20 protein-coding genes are annotated in these 20125 nt (G+C 65.3%); 9 read left to right on the top strand and 11 right to left on the bottom strand.

The features are described from left to right. Positions 1-9: 9 nt before the first annotated feature. Complete coding sequence (locus tag QM470_RS10055; protein WP_283339159.1) at positions 10-1380, bottom strand: efflux RND transporter periplasmic adaptor subunit; 1371 nt, start codon at positions 1378-1380, stop codon at positions 10-12. Between the two features lie 2 nt (positions 1381-1382). Next, on the bottom strand, positions 1383-2717 hold the full coding sequence (locus tag QM470_RS10050; RefSeq protein ID WP_283339158.1) for a TolC family protein: 1335 nt from the start codon (positions 2715-2717) through the stop codon (positions 1383-1385). A 173-nt stretch (positions 2718-2890) separates the two neighbouring features. Here QM470_RS10050 and QM470_RS10045 point away from each other — a divergent pair, with 173 nt between their 5' ends. The 4 genes from QM470_RS10045 (at position 2891) to QM470_RS10030 (ending at position 7093) form a co-directional block, all read left to right on the top strand. Next, positions 2891-3580: a heavy metal response regulator transcription factor gene (locus QM470_RS10045; protein WP_283339157.1), complete on the top strand. Its 690-nt coding sequence runs from the start codon at positions 2891-2893 to the stop codon at positions 3578-3580. Beyond that, the gene (locus tag QM470_RS10040) at positions 3577-4938 is read left to right on the top strand and encodes a heavy metal sensor histidine kinase (RefSeq protein WP_283339156.1); all 1362 of its coding nucleotides are present in this window, start codon (positions 3577-3579) and stop codon (positions 4936-4938) included. Before QM470_RS10045 ends, QM470_RS10040 begins: the two co-directional genes overlap by 4 nt. 189 nt (positions 4939-5127) lie before the next feature. Next, positions 5128-5784 carry a glutathione S-transferase family protein gene (locus tag QM470_RS10035; protein WP_283339155.1) on the top strand — a complete coding sequence of 219 codons (657 nt, stop codon included), beginning with the start codon at positions 5128-5130 and terminating at the stop codon, positions 5782-5784. 235 nt (positions 5785-6019) lie between these two features. Further along, on the top strand, positions 6020-7093 hold the full coding sequence (locus tag QM470_RS10030; RefSeq protein WP_283339154.1) for a linear amide C-N hydrolase: 1074 nt from the start codon (positions 6020-6022) through the stop codon (positions 7091-7093). Positions 7094-7257: 164 nt separating this feature from the next. Here QM470_RS10030 and QM470_RS10025 read toward each other — a convergent pair whose 3' ends face one another. The 5 genes from QM470_RS10025 to QM470_RS10005 form a co-directional block, all read right to left on the bottom strand. Further along, positions 7258-9087 carry a sensor domain-containing diguanylate cyclase gene (locus QM470_RS10025; RefSeq protein WP_283339153.1) on the bottom strand — a complete coding sequence of 610 codons (1830 nt, stop codon included), beginning with the start codon at positions 9085-9087 and terminating at the stop codon, positions 7258-7260. Positions 9088-9532: 445 nt separating this feature from the next. Further along, entirely contained in the window at positions 9533-10480 is a 948-nt protein-coding gene (locus QM470_RS10020) for a thiamine phosphate synthase (RefSeq protein WP_283339152.1), read from the bottom strand. Positions 10481-10501: 21 nt separating this feature from the next. Beyond that, positions 10502-11323 (bottom strand): thiazole synthase, encoded by an 822-nt coding sequence (locus QM470_RS10015; RefSeq protein ID WP_283339151.1) that lies wholly within the window; start codon positions 11321-11323, stop codon positions 10502-10504. An 88-nt stretch (positions 11324-11411) separates the two neighbouring features. After that, on the bottom strand, positions 11412-11609 hold the full coding sequence (gene thiS, locus QM470_RS10010) for a sulfur carrier protein ThiS (RefSeq protein ID WP_280011638.1): 198 nt from the start codon (positions 11607-11609) through the stop codon (positions 11412-11414). Positions 11610-11692: 83 nt separating this feature from the next. Then, on the bottom strand, positions 11693-12820 hold the full coding sequence (locus tag QM470_RS10005) for an FAD-dependent oxidoreductase (RefSeq protein ID WP_283339150.1): 1128 nt from the start codon (positions 12818-12820) through the stop codon (positions 11693-11695). A 316-nt stretch (positions 12821-13136) separates the two neighbouring features. On the opposite strand from QM470_RS10005, the gene thiD reads away from it, so the two are divergent. Continuing rightward, positions 13137-13994, top strand: coding sequence for a bifunctional hydroxymethylpyrimidine kinase/phosphomethylpyrimidine kinase (gene thiD, locus QM470_RS10000; RefSeq protein WP_280011636.1), 858 nt, complete (start codon positions 13137-13139; stop codon positions 13992-13994). A 118-nt stretch (positions 13995-14112) separates the two neighbouring features. On the opposite strand, the gene QM470_RS09995 is transcribed toward thiD, so the two are convergent. From QM470_RS09995 to QM470_RS09980, 4 genes are all read right to left on the bottom strand, one after another. Next, positions 14113-14526, bottom strand: a complete 414-nt coding sequence (locus QM470_RS09995) for an ExbD/TolR family protein (RefSeq protein WP_066534792.1) — start codon at positions 14524-14526, stop codon at positions 14113-14115. A gap of 3 nt (positions 14527-14529) precedes the next feature. Then, positions 14530-15249 (bottom strand): MotA/TolQ/ExbB proton channel family protein, encoded by a 720-nt coding sequence (locus QM470_RS09990; RefSeq protein ID WP_066534790.1) that lies wholly within the window; start codon positions 15247-15249, stop codon positions 14530-14532. Positions 15250-15270: 21 nt separating this feature from the next. Next, entirely contained in the window at positions 15271-15984 is a 714-nt protein-coding gene (locus QM470_RS09985; protein WP_218332544.1) for an energy transducer TonB, read from the bottom strand. Positions 15985-16143: 159 nt separating this feature from the next. Then, positions 16144-16413 (bottom strand): (2Fe-2S)-binding protein, encoded by a 270-nt coding sequence (locus tag QM470_RS09980; RefSeq protein WP_280011633.1) that lies wholly within the window; start codon positions 16411-16413, stop codon positions 16144-16146. Between the two features lie 336 nt (positions 16414-16749). Between QM470_RS09980 and QM470_RS09975 the strand changes: the two genes are divergently transcribed. From QM470_RS09975 to QM470_RS09960, 4 genes are all read left to right on the top strand, one after another. Further along, positions 16750-17391, top strand: coding sequence for a PepSY-associated TM helix domain-containing protein (locus tag QM470_RS09975; RefSeq protein ID WP_283339149.1), 642 nt, complete (start codon positions 16750-16752; stop codon positions 17389-17391). A gap of 32 nt (positions 17392-17423) precedes the next feature. Further along, entirely contained in the window at positions 17424-17945 is a 522-nt protein-coding gene (locus tag QM470_RS09970) for a DUF2271 domain-containing protein (RefSeq protein WP_283339148.1), read from the top strand. A gap of 95 nt (positions 17946-18040) precedes the next feature. After that, the gene (locus tag QM470_RS09965; protein ID WP_283339147.1) at positions 18041-18841 is read left to right on the top strand and encodes a DUF4198 domain-containing protein; all 801 of its coding nucleotides are present in this window, start codon (positions 18041-18043) and stop codon (positions 18839-18841) included. Positions 18842-19086: 245 nt separating this feature from the next. After that, positions 19087-20097, top strand: coding sequence for an FAD:protein FMN transferase (locus QM470_RS09960; RefSeq protein ID WP_283339146.1), 1011 nt, complete (start codon positions 19087-19089; stop codon positions 20095-20097). Positions 20098-20125: the final 28 nt, after the last annotated feature.

Below are 20125 nucleotides of genomic sequence, written 5' to 3'. Positions count from 1 at the left end.
GACTCCGGCTCAGTGCGTGTGCTCGGCAGACGCCTTGCCCAATTCGGCCTTCAGCAGGAAGGATCCGTCCTTGACGTAGTCCTGTCCGGCCTGCAGGCCGGCAGTGACTTCGGTGGTCTTCCCGTCCGAGCGCCCCAGTTGAACGCGCTGGGCCTTGTAGCCCCCCTGCGCAGGAACGAAGACCACGTTGTCCTTGCCATCCGGGCGCTGGATGGCCTTGGCGTCGACCGCGACGGGAACCTGTGCGGCATCCGCGAGGACCTTGACCTCCACAAACAGACCGGGTCGCCACACGCCCTGGGGGTTGGCCAGTGCCACGCGGGCGGTGGCCGTGCGTGTCTGTTCCCCAATCAGTGCGCCGACATAGGCGATCTTGCCTTCTGCGGCCGACTCGAACGCCGTGGCCCGCACCGTCACAGGTGCGCCGACGCTCACATAGGGCAGTTGCGGTGCGGTGACATTGATCTCCGCCCAGACGGCGCTGAGGTTCGACACGGTGAAGGAGGCGGTGCTTTCCGTCACCGATTCGCCCACGGTCAGGTGCTTTTCGACCACTACCCCTGCCAGCGGCGCGCGCAGCTCATAGCGGCTGGAGCCGCCCGATCCGCTGGAACCCGCGCCCATGGCTGCGAGCTTCTGCGAGGTGTTGGTCACGGCAATTTCGGCCTCCTGCAGGGCCTGACGGGCCTGCAGATAGTCCTGCTCGGCGGAAATCTTCTCTTCCCAGAGCTGCTTTTCCCGCTGGTAGGTGTTTTGGGCGAGCGCCAGACGTTTCTGTGCCGTCTGCAGTTCGCTGCGTTGGTCCGATACGGTGGCACTGTGGATCACTGCCAGAAGCTGCCCCTTGGCGACCTGTTCACCCAACCGGGCATGGACCGAGGCCACGATGCCGGCCACGCGCGGCACCACGTGTGCGGTGCGGTCTTCATCCAGGCGGATCTCTCCCGGCAGCAGGACTTCCTTACGGATGGCGGCTGCACCGGCCTGGGCCAGGGTCACGCCCGCTTTCTTCGACTGGGCTTCGCTGAGCTGGACCAGGCCTTCCTCTTGTTCATGGCCGTGTGCGTCTTCCCCGTGCGGGTCGGCAGCCGACGCGGTCTTCTCCTTGTCGGCCGTGCCGGTTTTGGCGTCGTGGTGTTCTTCGTCGGAGTGCTTGTCGGCTTCCTGGTGGTCGCCATGCTTTTCAGCTGGCTGGCCATGGTGCTCGCCATCCTGGTGCGCGTCGGCATCCGCGTGGCCGGACGCTGCGGCCGGAGTGGGGGCGCCCGGAGTCCGGAGGATGAGGGCGCCAGCCACCATGCCACAGGCCAGAATCGCTGCGACGGCGATCCAGTGTTTGGGAGCAGAGAGTGATGCGTCGAATTGCTTGGGTTCGGACATGTTCAGATTCCAGTGTGTGTGTCGGCCAGGGATTCCGTGCCCAGGAGGCGGTCTATTTCTGCGCGGGCTTTGTGTGATGCCATCCACTGGTCCAGCAGCTGGCGCTGGCTTTCGAACAGCGTGCGCTGGGCGTCCAGCACATCCAGGAAGCCGAACTTGCCCAGGGAAAAGCCGCGTACGGCGATGTCGTAGGCAGACTGTGCGGTGGGCAGCACCTGGCTCTGCAGCAAGGACAGTTGCTGGTTGCTGCTGATCAGTTGCTGGCGTGCCGTGAACACCTGGGCCTGCAGCTGCAGGCGCTGTTCCTGCAATTTCTGTTCGGCCTGGTCCACCTTGCGCAGGGCCTGGAGCTGGTTGCCTGCATTGCTGTCGAACAGCGGCAGCGGGATGCTGATGCCCAGCACCACCTGGTTGCGGCCCACCTCATTGGCCCGCTTGACGCCCAGGCTCACGGTTGGGTCCTGCACGCGCCTGGCGCGTTCGATGGCGGAGGCGGCCTTGCTCTGCTCCAGGGCGTGGCGCGCTTGCACCATGGCGGGGGCGGTGTCCAGCAGCGCGTCCAGCTGGTCGGCTGTTGGAGCTTGCGCAGTGGCAGAGACGTCACCAATGGCCATGCCGATGTCCGCCGCCCGGCCGCCCCAGAGTGCGGCCAGATTCTGCTGCGCGACCGTTACCGACGACCTGGCCTGCTGCAGTTCCAGGGCGGCATTGGCCTGTGCCACCTGGGCGCGGCTGGCTTCGAGCGGAGGCACTTTGCCGGCCTGGACGCGCTTGCGGGCTGCGTCGCTGGCCTGTGCAGCGAGATCGTGTGTCTTCGACGCGAACTGCACGCGTTGCTGGGCGAGCAGCAGTTCGTTGAAACCATTGACCAGTTGGTAGCGGAGCAGGGCCTGCGTTTCGGCCACGGCGGAATGGGCTGCAGCCTTCTCGCTTTCCGCCAGGCGCATGCGCGCTGCACGTTTGCCTCCCAGCTCGATGACCTGGTTGATCTGGACCGTGCTGGAGCGGGTCTCGGAGCGGGTGTCTTCCTGGCTGAACGCCAGTTCGGGGTTGGGGCGGGCCTGGCTTTGCAGCAGAGCGCCTTCGGTGGCGGCGGCACCGAAACGGGCTGCTTTCAGACCGGGGTTGGCTGCCAACGCCCTGTTCCAGGCGTCAGCCAGGGTCATGGATGTGCCGGTTTGCGCCGTGTGGTTGGGGGCCGGCGTCGCCAGGGCCGGGGGCGGGTCTGTCGCGGCGGTCGTGGCGGATGCCCCGCTGGAAAGCGCCAGTGCGATCCAGACCAGGGAAATCTTGCGCTGCGTACGTGCCCCGCCGGGAGCATGGGCCAGGGTTGCCATGTGTGCTTCTCCAGAAATTGGTCGCGCACACGGGCCTTCCTGCGGCCGGTGCGGCTGCGGGTTTCCATGTGCGATGGCGCAGACTGTAGAAACCGCCAGCGAACACCAAGCCGTCGGCCAGATGACAAATTTGTAATCTGGCGGAAGCGTGCAAATCCGGGAAAATGGATTAGATGAGACTGCTGTTGATTGAAGACGAAGCCAAGCTGGGCGAGTACCTGCGCAAAGGTCTGGCCGAAGAGGGCTATACCGTGGACGTCGCAGTGAACGGCATTGACGGATTGCATCTGGCGATGGAGCTGGACTACGACCTCATCGTTCTGGATGGCATGCTGCCGGGCATCGATGGCTTTGCCGTGCTGGCGGCGCTGCGACAGTCCAAGCCGACGCCGGTGCTGATGCTCACGGCCCGTGCGGATGTCGAAGACCGCGTGCGCGGCCTGCAAAGCGGTGCCGATGACTACATGATCAAGCCGTTCGCCTTCTCCGAGCTGGTGGCGCGGATCCAGGTGCTGCTGCGCAGGGCGCATGCCTACCAGCTGGCGCCTGAGCCCACGGCGCTGAAGGAGGGCGATCTGGAGGTCGACCTGATTCGGCGCAAGGCGGTCCGGGCCGGGGTGCGGCTGGACCTGACGGCCAAGGAGTTCAACCTTCTGGCATTGCTGTTGCGCCGCCAGGGTGAGGTGCTGTCCCGCACGGAGCTGGCATCGCAGGTCTGGGACATGAACTTCGACAGCGAAACCAATGTGGTCGAAGTGGCGGTGCGGCGCCTGCGCATGAAGGTGGACCAGCCCTTCGAGACGCCGCTCATCCATACGGTGCGGGGCATGGGCTATGTGCTGGAGAGCCGGGCCCGGCCATGAAGCAGACCGCTGGAGTGCAGCACCTTGGCAGGCAGCTTTCCCGCTGGATGGCCTTGCTGTCGATGCTGGGGCTGGGGGCGGTCAGCATTGCCGTGTATCTGGTGTTTGACACCACACTGTCGGCGCGCCAGGAGGAGATGCTGGACCAGAAGCAGCAGGCGCTGGTCCATGTACTGGGTGACGACGACGCCGAACACCGGGACAAATCGCTGGCCCATGTGCTGACGGATTTCCTAGCCGGCCATGCAGACTATGCCATCCGCATTGTGGATAGCCAGGGCGCCACGCTGTTCGACAGCCGCGTTCCCGGCCTGGGGGCGGAGCATACGCTGCAGCGGACGTTCGCCGTCACCATCCAGTCCCGCACCACCGACCATGCGCAGGCAGCGACTGCCACGCTGGTGATGGACCGGCGTCCCGATGACGCCCTGCTGCGGGCGCTGGCCTGGGCGCTGTTCATTTCCATGATTGCGGGCTCGCTGCTGCTGTCCCTGTTCGGCGGCCTGCTGGTCCGCCGCAGTCTGCGTCCCATCCAGTCGCTGGTCTCGCAGATCGACGAGCTGTCGGCCAAGGACTTCGGCCGCCGCCTGGACGGCAGCGGGCTGCCGCAGGAGTTGCTGCCCATCGTGACGCAGTTCAATGCCTTGCTGGACCGGCTGGCAGACGCGTACCGGCAGCTGGAGTCCTTCAATGCCGACGTGGCCCACGAGCTCAATACGCCGCTGTCCACGCTGATTTCCAGCACCGAGGTGGTGTTGCGCAAGCCCCGCACGGTGGAGGAGATGCGCGAGGTGCTGGAGTCCAACCTGGAGGACCTGCGCCGCATTGCCGCGATGGTGGGGGACATGCTGTTTCTGTCCCGGGCAGACCGGGGGGCGGGCACCCGGGAGGCCAAGGTGTTCAGCCTGGCGGCGGTGGCCGCCGATGTGGTGGAGTTCTACGAAGCGGTGGCCTTGGAGGCGGACCTGACGGTGGAGGTGCGCGGCGATGCGCAGCTGCAGTTCGATGCCCCTCTGATGCGCAGGGCGGTGTCGAATCTGCTGAGCAATGCGACGCGGTATGCAGACAGCGGCTCGCGCATCGTGATCCAGATCGGCACCCAGGCGCAGCACGGGCACACGGAGGCCGTCATTTCCGTGACCAACACCGGCGCGGACGTTGCTCCCCAGCATTTGCGCCATCTGTTCGACCGTTTCTACCGGGCGGATTCCGCACGCTACAACGCAGACCGTAACCACGGCCTGGGCCTGGCCATTGTGAAGGCAATTGCCAAGATGCATGGCGGAACGGTGTTTGCGCAGTCGAAAGGTGGAACGACCACGTTTGGCCTGGTCCTGCCGGTGACTCCGGAGGCTTGAGGCGGAACGCCGCGGTCTGCGCGGCAGATGGCGAGATGGCGAAGCGGAATCATGTGCATGCCTGTGGGGCACCGCACGTTGCCGTAGCCGGCGCTCCCACTTCCCGCATACCATGCTGACCGTGCCTTCCATCCTCTGTCAGAGGCCGGTACCTGCCCTCCCTGCCGGCGTACGCCACTGACCTGCACCATGACCACCACCAAACAGCTGTTCTATTACCCCAGTAACGCCAGCATGGCGCCCCACATCGTTCTGGAAGAAATCGGGGAGGAGTTCGAGCTGGTGAAGGTGGAGCGCGCAGAGAATGCGCACAAGTCCGCGGACTATCTGAGCCTGAACCCCAACGGCCTGATCCCGGTGTATGTGGAGGGCGACATGGTGCTGTACGAGACCGCCGCCATCTGCCTGCACCTGGCGGACACCCACCCCGAAAGCGGCTTGGCGCCCCTGCTCGCCACGGCCGAGCGGGCTGCGTTTTACAAGTGGCTGATGTGGCTGACCAACACTTTGCAGACTGCGTTGATTGTCTATTTCTATCCCGAGCGCTGGGTGGATGTGGGCAACGAATCGGGCATCAGACAGGTGCAAGCCCATGCGGAATCGAAGATCACCAGCCTGCTCGAACAACTGGAAGCGCAGTTGCAACAGAGCGCAGGCCCCTGGTTGCTGGGGACGCAGTACACGGTGCTGGATCCCTATGCGTTCATGCTCTGTCGCTGGACCCGGGGCTTTGCACAACCTGCGCGGACATGGCCATTGCTGGGGGCGTATCTGCAGCGGATGCTGGCGCGGCCGGCCGTGCAGCGCGTGATCGCCACCGAGGGACTGGCAGAGCCCCTGGTCTGACGGGAACGCGGAGGCTGCTGGCACGCTGGCCTTGGGCCGGCAGGGCGGCGTTTTGACGGAGTGTAGGACCGGGATTCGTTTGCGATGACCCCGGTTGTGGCCCTACCATGCACAGCGGGCGGGGCACAGCAGGAGGCCTTGTCCTGGGGTGCGAGGGCATGTCCCTGCGCGCTGCGTTCCGGTTTCGCTTTGTGCTTTTCGTTTGTGCTTTTTGCTTGCGCTTCAGGAGGCCTTGATGAACATGAACTTGCCACGCATTCGACCGCAATGTGCTGCGTTGTTGCTCGGTATCGCGGGGATTGCTGCCGCGTCCAGTGCCTGGGCTTGCACCAGACTGGTGTTTCACGGGGCCAATGGCCAGGTGGTGACAGCACGTTCCATGGACTGGAAGAGCGACATCGTCAGCAACCTCTGGGTGCTGCCGCGGGGCATGGAGCGCGATGGGAAAACAGGGCCCAACACCGTACGCTGGACGTCCAAGTACGGGAGTGTCATCACCTCGGGCTACGACGTCTCGACCACCGACGGCGTGAACGAGGCCGGTCTCAATGCCAATCTGTTGTGGCTGGTGGAGTCGGAATACCCCGCATTCGATGGCCGTGGCAAGCCCGGGCTGACGATTGCCGCATGGGCGCAGTACGTGCTGGACAATTTTGCGACGGTGCAGGAAGCGGTGACGGCACTGCAGAAAGAGCCCTTTATCATCGTGACAGACAATGTGCCGGGTGAGAACCGGTTGACCACGCTGCACCTGTCCATGTCAGATGCCAGTGGTGACAGCGCCATCGTGGAGTACATCGGGGGCAAACAGGTCATTCACCACGGCCGCCAGTACCAGGTGATGACCAACTCGCCCATCTTTGATGAGCAACTGGCACTGAACACCTATTGGCAGCAGATCGGTGGCACCGTGATGCTGCCGGGCACCAACCGGGCTGCCGACCGTTTTGCGCGCGCATCGTTCTATGTGAATGCCATTCCCAAGGATCAGACTCCGAACAAGAACCTGGCCAGCGTGTTCAGCGTGATCCGCAATGCGTCGGTGCCCTATGGCATCAGCACCCCGGGGCAGCCCAATATTTCCTCCACCCGCTGGCGCACCGTGTTCGATCACCAGCGCAAGCTGTATTTCTTTGAATCTGCACTGACGCCTAACACCTTCTGGGTGGATCTCAAGCAAATGGACTTCAGCCCGCAAAGCGGCAAGGTGTTGAAACTGGACCTGGGTCCCGATCAGGACCATACGTTCTCGGGCAATGCCACGTCGCAATTCAAGCCATCGGCGCCATTTCAATTCCTGGGCATCTAGGCCAGGGCGGATGAAGTTCGGCTGGAGCCCGAGTTAGGCCGATGTCGCTGAAGCGCCCTTCACGGGGAAGCTGAGGTGCTTGCGGCGGCCTCAGCCCTGTGCCCACAGCTTCGGTGGGCCCAGGGCGTGGCTATAGCTTTTTCCAGTCGCTGCAGGCCTGGGCCTCAGCTGACGGTGCCCTGCGGCAGGTCCGCATGCTGCACGATGCGGCCCTTGCCGGCATGCTTGGCCGCGTACATGGCCTCATCGGCACTTTGCAGCAGCGTGGCCGTGGAGCTGTCTTTGCTGCTGACAGAGATGCCGATGCTGATGCCGACATGGGCCATGATGCCTTCTTGCAGGGCGATGGGCTGGCGCACGGCCTCCATGCAGCGTTGCATCACCGACAGCGCTTCCCCGGGGGTGTGCAGGTTGGCGAGCAGCACCACGAATTCATCACCGCCCAGGCGGGCCACACAGTCGCCGGCGCGGGCCTGGGCCGTGAGCCGGGCGGAGACCACGCGCAACACCTCGTCCCCGGCATCGTGGCCCTGGGTGTCGTTGACCTGCTTGAAGCCATCCAGGTCCATGAAGCACACCGCCACCATCTGGCCGGATGACAGCTCCTGGGTCAGCGTGTCTTCCAGTGCCCGGCGGTTGGCCAGGCCGGTGAGTGCGTCGTGGTTGGCCAGGTGGGTGGCGGCCTGCTCGCCTTGCTTGAGGGCGTCGATGTCCACAAAGATCCAGAGCGACTCGTCTGCGTTCAGCAGCGTGCCGGACGCGTCCACCCAGAAGCGCTTGCCGTCGGAAGCCTGTAGCTGGAACTGTTTGTGAAACTTGCCGCGGGCCAGCAAGGAGGCGTAGGCTTTCTCGCCGATGACCCGGTAGCTCGCATCGTCTGGATAGAACATGCGCGTGGACGCGCCCTGCAGCGCCGAAGCAGGCTGTTTAAGCAGGCGGCGCAGGGCGGGGTTGGTCCACACGATTCTGCGGTCGCGCAGACGGGCCATGCCGATGAGGTCGTTGTCGATGACCAGTTCCTGCTCCTTGCGGATGCGGCGCTCACGCTGCTGCAGGCGGTAAAGGGCCACCGAGCCCAAGGCGATCAGGGCTATGCACAGGCCGGTGAGGGCCCAGGCACGCCAGGCGGAGGCGCGCCACATGGCCAGATAGGCTTCCGTTCCGAGCCCGGTGAACACCGTGAGGGGGTAGCCCGGCAAGCGCTGGTAGGCCGTGATGCGCTCGACGCCGTCGAGCAGGGTGGGGGTGATGTACCAGCCTTCCTCGCGGTTATGACTGATGGCCCGGTGGTATTCAGGCGAGACCGTGGCCTTGCCGATACCCGATTCTGCGTCCTGGCTTGCTGCCGGATAGCGCGCCACCAGCAGCGCCTGGTCGGTGCGCAGTGCCATGGCGCTGTCCGGCCCGAACAACTGGCGCTGGAACAGCTGGTGAAAATGATCGGCAGCGACGATGGCATACACGATGCCCTGGAAGCTGTCGTCTTCGGACTGAAGGCGTCGCGCCAGCACGATGGACCATTTGCCAAAGGAGTGGCTGACCAAGGGCTCGGACACCACCATCTGGTCGGTGGCACGTGCCTGGGCGAAGTAGTCGCGGTCGCCCACCGAGAAGGGGATATCGATTTCGCTGGGCGTGATCAGGACTTCGCCTTCCTGGTCGGTGGTGCGCAGGGCCGTGACAAACGGGATGAGGGCACGCTGCTCCTGCAGCATCCCATACAAGGCCAGGTTGGCGGCGGGAAGACCGTCCAGGCTGCGCGTGCGATACCGACTGGCAATGGAAGACAGTGCGTTGTCTACCAGCCGCATCTCGGCAGCCAGTTCCAGGCTCAGAGTACGCGCGTGGTGTCGGGTGACTGCGACACCCAGGTCCATGTCTGCACGGTAATTGGCATGCATGCTGAACCAGGTGGCAAAGCACAGCAGGGCGGCCACCACCAGGTTGCCGAGCACGATGTGACGCAAAAGCGTGTGGGAGCGGAGGCTTGTCATCTGGATGCGCAAGGTCCCTGGAGGCACGCCGGGAGCCAAAACATTTCGGGTCCTGGCCATGCTTCCAATCACCGGTTGAGTGGAAAGTCTCGGGCCGCCACTGTGCGTTGGGCGGGTCCTCATCCGCAGCGGCTGCGAAGAGTTTATAAGCGAGGATGAGATTCCTTGGAAAGCCCTGTGTGGGGGGAAAGCCTGCTTCCAAAATTGATTGCAGACTTTGGCCACCCGCTGTATATCCAGCGCCTGGCAGACCCCGTCGCAGCAGCACGGCGGTGGCCGTGTGCATACCGTGTCCCGCCACGGCCCCGCGCCGAGGAGCGGGGCGGCAAGGGCACACAGTGGGTTGCACACCACACTCCAGGCAAAAAAAGAGGACTTCAGATGAAGTCCTCTTGTGGCGATGGCGCCCGGGGGCGTCGCTGCAGGTTCGCAGACTGACTGGCAGTCAGGACTGGGCGGGCTGTGGCAGCCTTGCCATCAGATCCCGCGCGGCCGCTTCCGGATCGGGCGCATTCACCAGCGCGCGCACCACGGCAATGGAGCCGACGCCGGTGGCGGCAATTTCGCCGAACTGCTCGGCGGCAATGCCGCCGATGGCCACCAGCGGGTAGGCCTGCATCAGCCGCACATAGGCCTGCAGGCGGGCCAGACCTTGCGGAGCGGTGGCCATTTTCTTGAGTGTGGTGGGAAACACGGCACCCAGGGCGATGTAGCTGGGCTGTACGGCATGGGCGCGCACCATCTCGGCGTAGCCGTGGGTGCTGACGCCCAGGCGCAGGCCGCTGGCGTGGATGGCGGCCAGGTGCTCACCGGCCAGCGCGTCCAGGTCTTCCTGGCCGACATGGATGCCGTAGGCGCCGGCGTCGATGGCTTCACGCCAGTGGTCGTTGATGAACAGGCGGGCGCCCGTGCCTTGCACGGCGGCCACGGCCGCCTGCACTTCGGCACGGATGGCGGCGGTGTCGCCGCTCTTGAAGCGCAGCTGCACCGTGGGCACGCCGGCATGTGCCATGCGGCCCACCCATTCGGCCGTGGGCAGCACGCCGTACAGACCCAGCTGGCGCGGGCAGGTTGGGAAGGCCTGGGCGGGATCGGCACCGGCCAAGCCAAAGTCCTGGGGATCGTCCGGCCAGTGGGTGACGTCGAAGTGGTTGGTCCGCTCGGCCTGGCGCTGCCAGGCCTGGGCCAGGCATTCGGCGTCGACCGCGATGAAGCCCAGGCGGCTGCAGGCCTGCAGGGCGGCCAGGTAGGCGGGCTCCGTACGCAGTGCCGGCGGCGTGGGCTGGGGCACCAGTTCGACGGAGTTGGCATCGTGGTGCAGGCGCGCGCCAAAGGTGGCGCTGTGGTGGTGGACGATGGCGTCCGCCAGGGCCTGGATCTCTGCAGTGTGCATGGCGTGGTCTTCCAGCGGGGGTCAGGCGTGGTGCCAGAACGGTGTGCCCAGCACGGGGGTGCTGGGCTGGGCGGCACGCTGCTCGGCCATGGCGCCGGCCAGGTAGCCATCGCGGCCGGCCTGCACGGCGTCGGCAAAGGCACCTGCCATGCGCACGGGGTCTTCCGACAGGGCCACGGCGGTGTTCAGCAGCACGCCGTCAAAGCCCCATTCCATGACCGTGCAGGCGTGGGAGGGGCGGCCCAGGCCGGCGTCGACGATCAGCGGCACGTTCAGGCGCTCGCGCAGCGTCTGCATGGCATAGGGGTTGGCGGGACCGCGGCCAGTGCCGATGGGCGCGGCCCAGGGCATGACGGCCTGGCAGCCGACATCGACCAGGCGCTGGCACAGCACCAGATCTTCGGTGCAGTAGGGCAGCACCTGGAAACCGTCCTTGATCAGGATGGAAGCGGCCTCCACCAGGTTCAGGGTGTCGGGCTGCAGGGTGTAGTCGTCGCCGATCAGCTCCAGCTTGATCCAGGGCGTGTCGAACACCTCGCGCGCCATCTGGGCGGTGGTGACGGCTTCCTGGATGGTCATGCAGCCAGCGGTGTTGGGCAGCACGGGCACGTTCAGCTTGCGCAGCAGTTCCCAGAAGCTGGCGCCGGTTTCGGCCACTTCGGCGGCGCTGCTGCCCTGGCGGCGCAGCGAGGCGGTCACCATGGCCGGTTTGGCACGGGCGACTGCGGCTTCCAGCACGGCGGGGGAAGGGTAGCGCGAGGTGCCCAGCAGCAGGCGGCTGTGGAAGGTCTGGCCGTACAGCGTCAGGCTGTCAGTGGAGGAGGCGATGGTGTCGGTCGACATGAAATACTTCTGTGTTGGCGGAGGGCTCCGGCGCCTGCAGGGCGAGGGAGCGGTCCATTGAATGCTGAATCGAGGTCCGGGTCTGTGGTCAGCCGCCGGTCACGGGGGCAATGATTTCGACCTTGTCGCCTTCGACCAGTGCATGGGCCGCATAGCGGCCACGGGGTACAAAGCCGGTGTTCACCGCCACGGCAAAGGGCGGCTTGGCCTGCCACTGGGCCACGGCATCGGCCACGGTGGCGTTGGCAGGCAGTTCCACGGATTGCTGGTTGATGGTGATGTGCATGGGCTCTCAAATCAGGGCAAAAAGGCAAAAATCCACCACGGGTTAACCCATGGGAGTGCGGCGATGCCGCGGGCCGGGCGGGTTCAGGCCGCCTGGGCGGCGGTCTGGGGCGCAGTGTGCGGCAGGTGCACGGCCACGTCGAATTGTCGGGCCAAGTCGGTAGCCCCGCTGCGCAAAACCTGCAAAGTGATGTCCAGCATGGCCGGGGAGATCATGAAACCATGGCGGTACAGGCCGTTGACCTGCAGCACGCGCTCATCCAGCCAGCGCAGGGCGGGCAGGTTGTCGGGCAGGGTGGGGCGGCACTGGGTGGCGATCTCCAGGATGCGTGCCTCGGCAAAACCAGAGTGCACCGTGTAGAGGGCGCTAAGCAGCTCCATGGTAGAGCGTACGCTGGCCGGTCCCATGTCGTCGGACTCGATCTCGGTGGCGCCGATCACAAACACATGGTCCTGCTTGGGCGCGATGTACAGCGGATAGCGTGGGTGCACCAGGCGCGTGGGGCGCTGCAGCGTGACTTCGGGGGCGTGGACGCGCACGACCTCGCCGCGGATGCCGCGCAGCGCGCTCCACTCTGTGCGGGCGCCCAGACCGCGGCAATCCAGCACCAGATCGGGCTGGCCGGCATTGCCGGGGGCAAAGTCCGTGGTTTCACGGGCGATGTGCCAATGGAATTGCACGCCCAGGCGGGCCAGGGTGGATTCCAGCGCGGCCAGCAGCTGGCGGTTGTCCAGCTGGCCCTCGCCAGGCAGGTACACGCCCTGCTGGAAGCGGCCCTGCAGTGCAGGCTCCACGGTGGCCATCTGGGCGTGGCTGACGCTTTCCAGCGCGGGCAGCGTGGGGTTGATGCGGCGGTTCTTCTCGAACAGGCCGCACAGGCGGCTGGCATCGGGTGCATCCTGGCGGTGCCAGACCACCAGGGTGCCGTTCTGCTGGAAGTAGACCGGAGCGTCGAGCTGGGCAATCAGCTCGGGCCAACGGGTGAGGGCGTATTGGCCCATGCGCACCACGCCGGGCTCGGTGATGGCCGATTCGGCCAGCGGGGCCAGCATGGCGGCGGCTACGCGGGCGGCGGCGCCGTCGGCTTCGGGGCCCTTGGCCTCGAACACTTCCACGCGGTGCCCTTCGCGCGCCAGCTCCAGGGCCAGCAGGCGGCCCATCAGGCCGGCGCCCAAAATGGCGATATGGGAAGGTGCAGTCAGAGCAAGCATGGCGGTGTCGTTTCGTCCAAGGCGGTTAGAAGGCAATCCAGGGACCAAACGGGGTGGCGCAGCCTGCAGAGGGCGGCCACCGGCTGTGAAACTCCCCACGCCAGCATGACCTGGATCGGGTGTCGGGGTCGTCTGTGTGCCGGGTCGGCATCCAGGCGGCCCCAGGGTCTGTTCTCAGTCGCATGCGGCCCGTGCCGCTGTGCGGCGGGCCGATGGACACCCCTGTTTCGTCCGTGAGCAGGAATTACAGCACAAGCCGCATACCTGGGATGGCCTTGTCGGCACAAGCCTTGGCTTGGGTCATAATTTTTGCCCTATGACCCCTCAGACATCCTCTGCGCCGCACCCAACTTCGCGTTATGTGCGTGTGCTGTCCATTGCCGGCTCCGACAGCGGCGGTGGCGCCGGCATCCAGGCCGACCTCAAGACTTTCAGTGCCCTGGGCTGCTATGGCATGACGGCCATCACGGCCATTACCGTGCAGAACACGCTGGGCGTGACCGGCATCCACAGCATTCCCGTGGATATTCTGCGCGGCCAGATCGACGCCGTGGTGGAAGACATCGGTGTGGATGCTGTCAAGATCGGCATGCTGGCGACGCCGGAAGTGGTGCGAACGGTGGCCGACGCGCTGCGCCGCCACCGCCTACAGCAGGTGGTGCTGGACCCGGTGATGGTGGCCACCAGCGGCGACCGCCTGATTGCCGAAGACACCAAGGACGTGCTGGTGCGCGAACTGTTCCCGCTGGCCACGGTGGTGACGCCCAATCTGGACGAGGCCAGCCTGCTGATCGGCCGCACCATCGATGGCATCGACGCGCTGGAAGCTGCAGCCAGCGACTTGCTGGCGCTGGGCGCGCCGGCCGTGGTGGTCAAGGGCGGGCATTTGCCCGGAGACTGGGTGGTGGACCTGCTGGCCGCGCAGGATGGTCTGCGCCGCACGCTGGAGTCGCCCCGCATTGCCACGCACAACGGCCATGGCACGGGCTGCACGCTGTCGTCGGCCATTGCCTCCCACTTGGCCCTGGGCCTGCCGCTGGCCGATGCCGTGGCGCACGCGCGCAGCTATATCCTGGAAGCGATCCGTGCCGGGGCGGCCGTGCGTACCGGCCATGGCCATGGGCCACTGAACCACGGCCACGCGCCCGTGGCCCAGATCATTCGCCCCAACTGAAGGCGCGCAGCGGCGCAGGGCGCCGATGAGCCCCGCTGTGGCATGCAAACAAAAACACCCCGCAGGCTGTGCGCCGTGCGGGGTGTTTTTTTGGGGATCTGCCCAGAGGCGGGTGGGCTTATTTGGTGACCGGGTCGGTCACAAAACCGATCTTGCGCACGCCAGCAGTTTGTGCGGCGGCCATGGCCTGTGCCACGCGCTCGTAGCGCACTTCCTTGTCGCCATGGATGTGCAGGTCGGGCTGCGGATCCTTGGCGGCTTCGGCCTGCAGGCGGGTCACCAGCTCCTCGTCGGAGATGGCTTCCTTGTTCCAGTGGTACTTGCCATCGGCGGTGATGGACAGGCTCACGTTCTGCGGTTTGACCTTCTCGGGCTCGTTGCTGGCGCGTGGCAGGTCGACGTTGATCGAGTGCTTCATCACCGGGATGGTGATGATGAAGACGATGAGCAGCACCAGCATGACGTCCACCAGGGGCGTCATGTTGATTTCGTTCATGACTTCATCGCTGTCGTCTTGGGTGCCGAAAGCCATGGCTTACGCGCCTTTCTTGATGGGAGAGACGTTGTGGTGGCCTTGGCCGCTGTCCACGCGGGCGCCGGTCACGAAGTAGGCGTGCAGGTCGTGGGCGAAGGTGTTCAGGCCGTTGAGCACGTTCTTGTTGCCGCGCACCAGGGCGTTATAGCCCAGCACGGCGGGGATGGCCACGGCCAGACCGAAGGCGGTCATGATCAGTGCTTCGCCGATGGGGCCGGCCACCTTGTCGATGGAAGCCTGGCCCGAAGTGCCGATGGCCACCAGGGCGTGGTAGATGCCCCAGACGGTACCGAACAGACCCACGAAGGGGGCGGTGGAGCCCACGGACGCCAGAATGGCCAGGCCGGCTTGCAGGCGGGCGGTGAATTCGTCCACGCAGTAGCGCAGCGAACGGGTCATCCAGTCGCTGATGTCCAGCGCGTCGTGCAGGTGGGCGCTGGTCTTGCGGTGGTGGGACTGGGCTTCACGGCCTTCCAGGGCCATGTAGCGGAAGGGGTTGGAGGGGTCGGTGTCCAGCTTGCTCAGACCGGCGCTGAAGTCTTCGCTGTGCCAGAAGTCCTTGGCCTGGCGGGCCTGCTTCTTGTACTTCACCAAGGCCAGGGTCTTGATGATGATGACCGCCCAGGAGGCGACCGACATGATCAGCAGCAGGATGGCCACGCTGCGCATGACGAAGTCACCTTGTGCCCAGACGTGGGCAATGCCGAATTGGGATTCCATGAAAACTCCTGAGATGAATGTTTATTCGAGAACGAAATTGATGGGGACGATGTTCCACATGCCTTCGGGGACGCCATTGCGCTTGCCGGGCACGAATTTCCATCGTTTGACGGCTTCCAGGGCCGCCTTGTCCAGGCGTTCGAAGCCGCTGGACTTGTTGATTTCGAGCTGCTGGGGCTGGCCTTGCTCGTCAATGAAGACGCGCAGCACCACCTTGCCCTGTTCGTTCATGCGGCGGCTGATCGCCGGATAGGACGGACGGGGGTTGTTCAGGTAAGCGGCGTTGCTGGACGGCAGCTGGATGGCTGGCGGCGCGGGCGGGGCTGGTGGTGCGGGCGGAGCCGGGGGCGCAGCCGGTGCGGCCGGCACGGGCTTGCTGGGCTCGCTGTCCAGCGTGCCGGTGGGCGCGTTGGGGGAGGGCGTCGGATCCGCAATGGCCTTGGGCAACGGCTGCTTTTGCACCGGCTTGGGGACCGGAGCGGGCTTGGGCGTGGGCTTGGGCGGTTGGGGCGTGGGCGGAGCCGGTGGTGGAGGGGCCGGAGGCTGTGGCTCGGGGGCGGGCGGCGCAATGAACTCGGCAATCACCTCGGCGGGCACGATCAGCGGCTCGGGAGAGTGGGTCAGTGCATGTTGCAGCGCCCAGATGCCGGCCACGTGCAGTGCTAGCACCGAGCCGGTGATGACCGCATTGCGGTGCATGTTGCCGGTCGGCGCGAAACGTTCAGATGAAGACATAGGGATCAAAAAGCCGGCCACGAGGCCGGCACTTGCACAGGGTCTGGTTCACGACCCCTCGAAGACTAGCGGATTGCGGACCCATTCAGGTCAACATAGCGCAACCCGATGTGATGGGCTAGCGCCGGAAAATCCACAGGGAGCACCCCAGGACCAGGATCAGACTGCCAGTGACGGTTGCGAGGAATGCCATGCTTTGCTCTCCAAAATAGAGGTGGCAAGCTGAACCGGCTTGGCAGATTCATTGTGAATGGCAGCATGCGTGCCGCTGGAGCAGCATTTGTCCACCACGTCACGGGCACAGCTTTCGCAGCGTCCGCACTGGGTGGCCACGCCGAGTTCGAACTGAATCTCGTCGAAAGACATGCCCGCATGTGCGTGACGTGCGATTTCGCGGTCAGAAACCCGGCGGCAAACACAAACAATCATGGTCTCAAGCAGATGTGGCTGGCTGTTAAAAGATGGGAGTGATTATAAATAGGAATCTATCGCATTTGCAATGTCTATCTTGTTCATAGTCGTTGCGGAGGTTCCAAAACGTGGAAAAGCGGGGGAGGTCCCGTCCCTAATGGTTGGCGTGCTCCTCTGTTCTATATAGGTAAGAGGTTGGAATGGCCCTGTCTCGCTCAGGGACAGGGGGTCACGGCGGGGGCGCCGGGGTCTACGTAAATCTTAGGTAAATGAGAGCTATTTTTATTTGTTAGCCCTAGAATCGAGGGCTTCGTGGCGCAGGGCAGGGTCCGTGCGCACGCCATCTTTTTGTGTATGCAAGCCTCCCCTTCTTCCCAACGTGCCTACTGGTTGAAAACCCTGCATGAATGGCACTGGGTCAGCTCCGCCATCTGTCTGGTGGGCATGCTGTTGTTTGCCGTGACGGGCTTCACCCTCAACCATGCCGGCCAGATCGAGGCCAAGCCCCGCGTGGTCTCCCGCCAGGACCGGTTGCCTGACTCCTTGCTGCCGGTGCTGCAGCAGGCGGCCGAGGCACAGAAAGCCCAGCCGCAGGAAGGCGCCGGCCTGCCGGTCACCGTGCAGACCTGGGCGCGCGAGGTGCTGGGGGCCGATACCCGCCAGCGCGCCGTGGAGTGGAGCGAGGACGAGGCGTATGTGCCCCTGCCCCAGCCGGGCGGCGATGCCTGGCTGCGCATCGGCCTGCAGGACGGCGAGGCGGAATACGAGCACACCGACCGGGGCTGGATCTCTTATTTCAATGACCTGCACAAGGGCCGCCACACCGGCACCGCGTGGAGCTGGTTCATCGACGTGTTTGCCGTGGCCTGTCTGGTGTTCTGCATCACCGGCCTGTTTATCTTGCAGATGCATGCGGGCCGCCGGCCCATGACCTGGCCCATGGTGGGGCTGGGACTGCTGATTCCCGCCTTGCTGGCCATGCTGCTGGTGCACTGAACATTGACCGAATCACTTGAGAGGGACATTACATGACAACAAAAATCTTGCGATTCACGGCCGCGCTGAGCGCCGTGGCAGGCCTGCCCGCCATTGCCGGCAGCATGAATGTGGGCGTGGAAGTGCCGCGCCTGGACGTGGCCGAGTACCACCGCCCCTATGTGGCCGTGTGGGTGGAGCGCGCCGACAACTCGGTGGCCGCCACGCTGTCCGTCTGGTACGACACCAAGATGCGCGATGCCGAAGGCATCAAGTGGCTCAAGGACATGCGCCAGTGGTGGCGCCGCACCGGCCGTGAGCTGACCATGCCCATCGACGGCGTGACCCAGCCCACCAAGCCCGCCGGCAAGCACGCGCTGTCGTTTGCCGAAGGCCGCAACCCGCTGCCCAAGCTGGCTCCCGGTCAGTACAAGCTGCAGGTGGAAGCGGCCCGCGAAGTGGGCGGCCGTGAACTGGTGACCATTCCGTTCGAATGGCCCGTCAAGCAGGCCACCAACCTGAACGTCAAGGGCAAGAGCGAGCTGGGCGACATCACGCTCGAACTCAAGCCCTGATCGGTCTGATCCGCTGTCTTTCCGCGCTGCTGTCCAGCATTCCTTCCCGGGTTTCCCGCTTTCTCTGTTTCGACCATCTATTCCAAGGAGTCACCATGTTTTCTGCTTCCCGCCTTGCCCTTGCCCTGTCCTTGGCCTGCGCTGCCGTGGGCGCCCAGGCGCACAATCTGTGGCTCAAGCCGTCGAGCACGGTGCTGTCCAAGGCCGATTGGGTGACGGTGGATGCAGCCGTCTCCAACGACATCTTCTTCTTCAACCACCGCCCTCTGGCCGTGGACAAGCTGACCATCACCGCGCCCGACGGCAGCACCGTGCAGCCCCAGAACGTGGCCAAGGGTGAGCTGCGCAGCGTGTTCGACCTCAAGCCGGAAAAAGCCGGCACCTACCAGCTGAGCATCGTCAACCAGGGTGCCATGGGTTCGTACAAGGACGCCGCCGGCCAGATGAAGCGCCTGCGTGGCTCGGTGGAAGACATCGTCAAGCAGATTCCTGCCGACGCCAAGGAGGTGATGGTGGCCGAAAGCGCCAGCCGCATCGAAACCTTTGTGACCATGGGCAAGCCTTCGGCGCTGCGCCTGAGCGGCAAGGGCCTGGAGCTGGCCCCGGTGACCCACCCCAACGATCTGGTGGTGGGTGAGGAAGCCACGTTCGCCTTCCATGTGGACGGCAAGCCTGCTGCCAACGTGGAAGTGGTGCTGGTGCCTGACGGCAAGCGCTATCGCGATGCGGTGAACGAAATCAAGCTGGTGACCGACGCCAAGGGCCAGTTCAAGGTAAAGTTTCCCGTGGCCGGCATGTACTGGCTGGATGCCGACGTCAAGGACAACAAGACTTCGGTGCCTCAGGCCAAGGAACGCCGTCTGGCCTATGTGGCCACGCTGGAAGTGATGCCCTGATGGCAGGTTGCCCTCTGCCCACGTGACAGAGGGCAAATGGCCCTTGCCTTGTGCATCCACGCATGAAGCCCCCCGCACGCGCTCTGCCGGATCCTGTGAAGCCCGGTGTCCGCCAAGTGCCGCGCGTGCATTTCGGCAGCGGCATCTGGCAGCGCCCGGCGCCGGTTGTGGCTGCTGTGCCTGCGGCCACAGCGGCGCCTCCCTCGTTTGCTGCCGCTGGCTGGCAGGCCGCGGGAGCGCAGCGCATGCAGCTGCAGCAGGACCGCAGCCTGCAGACCCTGGGCGGTGCCACCATGGGCACCACCTGGTCGCTGCGGCTGGTCAACCCCGACTATGCGCCGCTGGCGCCCGTACAGGCCCTGGTCCAGTCCATCCTGGACGAGGTCGTTGCGCAGATGAGCAACTGGGAGGCGGATTCCCGGCTGTCGCGCTTCAACGTGGCCGCACCCGGCAGTTGGCACGCGTTGCCAGCGGAGCTGGCCCAGGTCATCGATGCGGCCCTGCACTGGGCACGGGCCTGTGATGGCGCCTGGGACCCGACGGTGGGCGCTCTGGTGGCGCTGTGGGGCTATGGCCCGCGGGCGCAGCCGCAGCAGGCGCACAGCGGGCAGCTGCCTTCGGACGCCGAGATCGCCCAGGCGCTGCGCCACTGTGGCCACCAGCGGTTGCAATGGGAGCCTGCGCAGCGGCGCCTGTGGCAGCCGGGTGGCCTGCAACTGGATTTGAGCGGCATTGCCAAGGGCTTTGCCGTGGACTGGGTGGCCCAGCGCCTGCAAGCCGCCGGCTGGCAGCATGGGCTGCTGGAGATTGGTGGCGAGATTCTGGGCTGGGGCCTGCGCCCCGATGGACAGCCTTGGCGCGTGGCCGTGGCCGGCCTGCCGCCCGAAGTGCAGGGCAGTGCCACACCGGAAGCCGTGCCCTTGCAAGGCGGCGCCCTGGCCACCTCGGGCGACCACTGGCATGTGTTCACCCAGGGCGGGCGGCGCTATTCGCACACCATCGACCCGCGTACCGGCCAGCCGGTGGCGCATGCCCTGACCAGCATCACCGTCTTTCACGCGGCCTGCATGCACGCCGATGCCCTGGCCACGGTACTCACCGTGCTGGGGCCGCAGGCGGGCTGGGATTTCGCGCTGGCACAGCATGTGGCTGCCGTGTTCCACACCCACCCTGATGCAGCGCATCCCCATGGGCAGCGGCGCAGCACGCCGGCATGGGATGGGCGTTTTGCTTCCGCTGGAGGCCTTGGACAATAAGAGCTGCCTGCGCACTGTGGGATGCCAT

It is taken from the genome of Comamonas sp. 17RB (genome assembly GCF_030056555.1).
Taxonomy (GTDB): Bacteria; Pseudomonadota; Gammaproteobacteria; order Burkholderiales; family Burkholderiaceae_C; genus Comamonas; species Comamonas terrigena.
The sequence above is the reverse complement of the archived record's forward strand: the minus strand, read 5'-3'. Positions and strand labels throughout refer to the sequence as shown.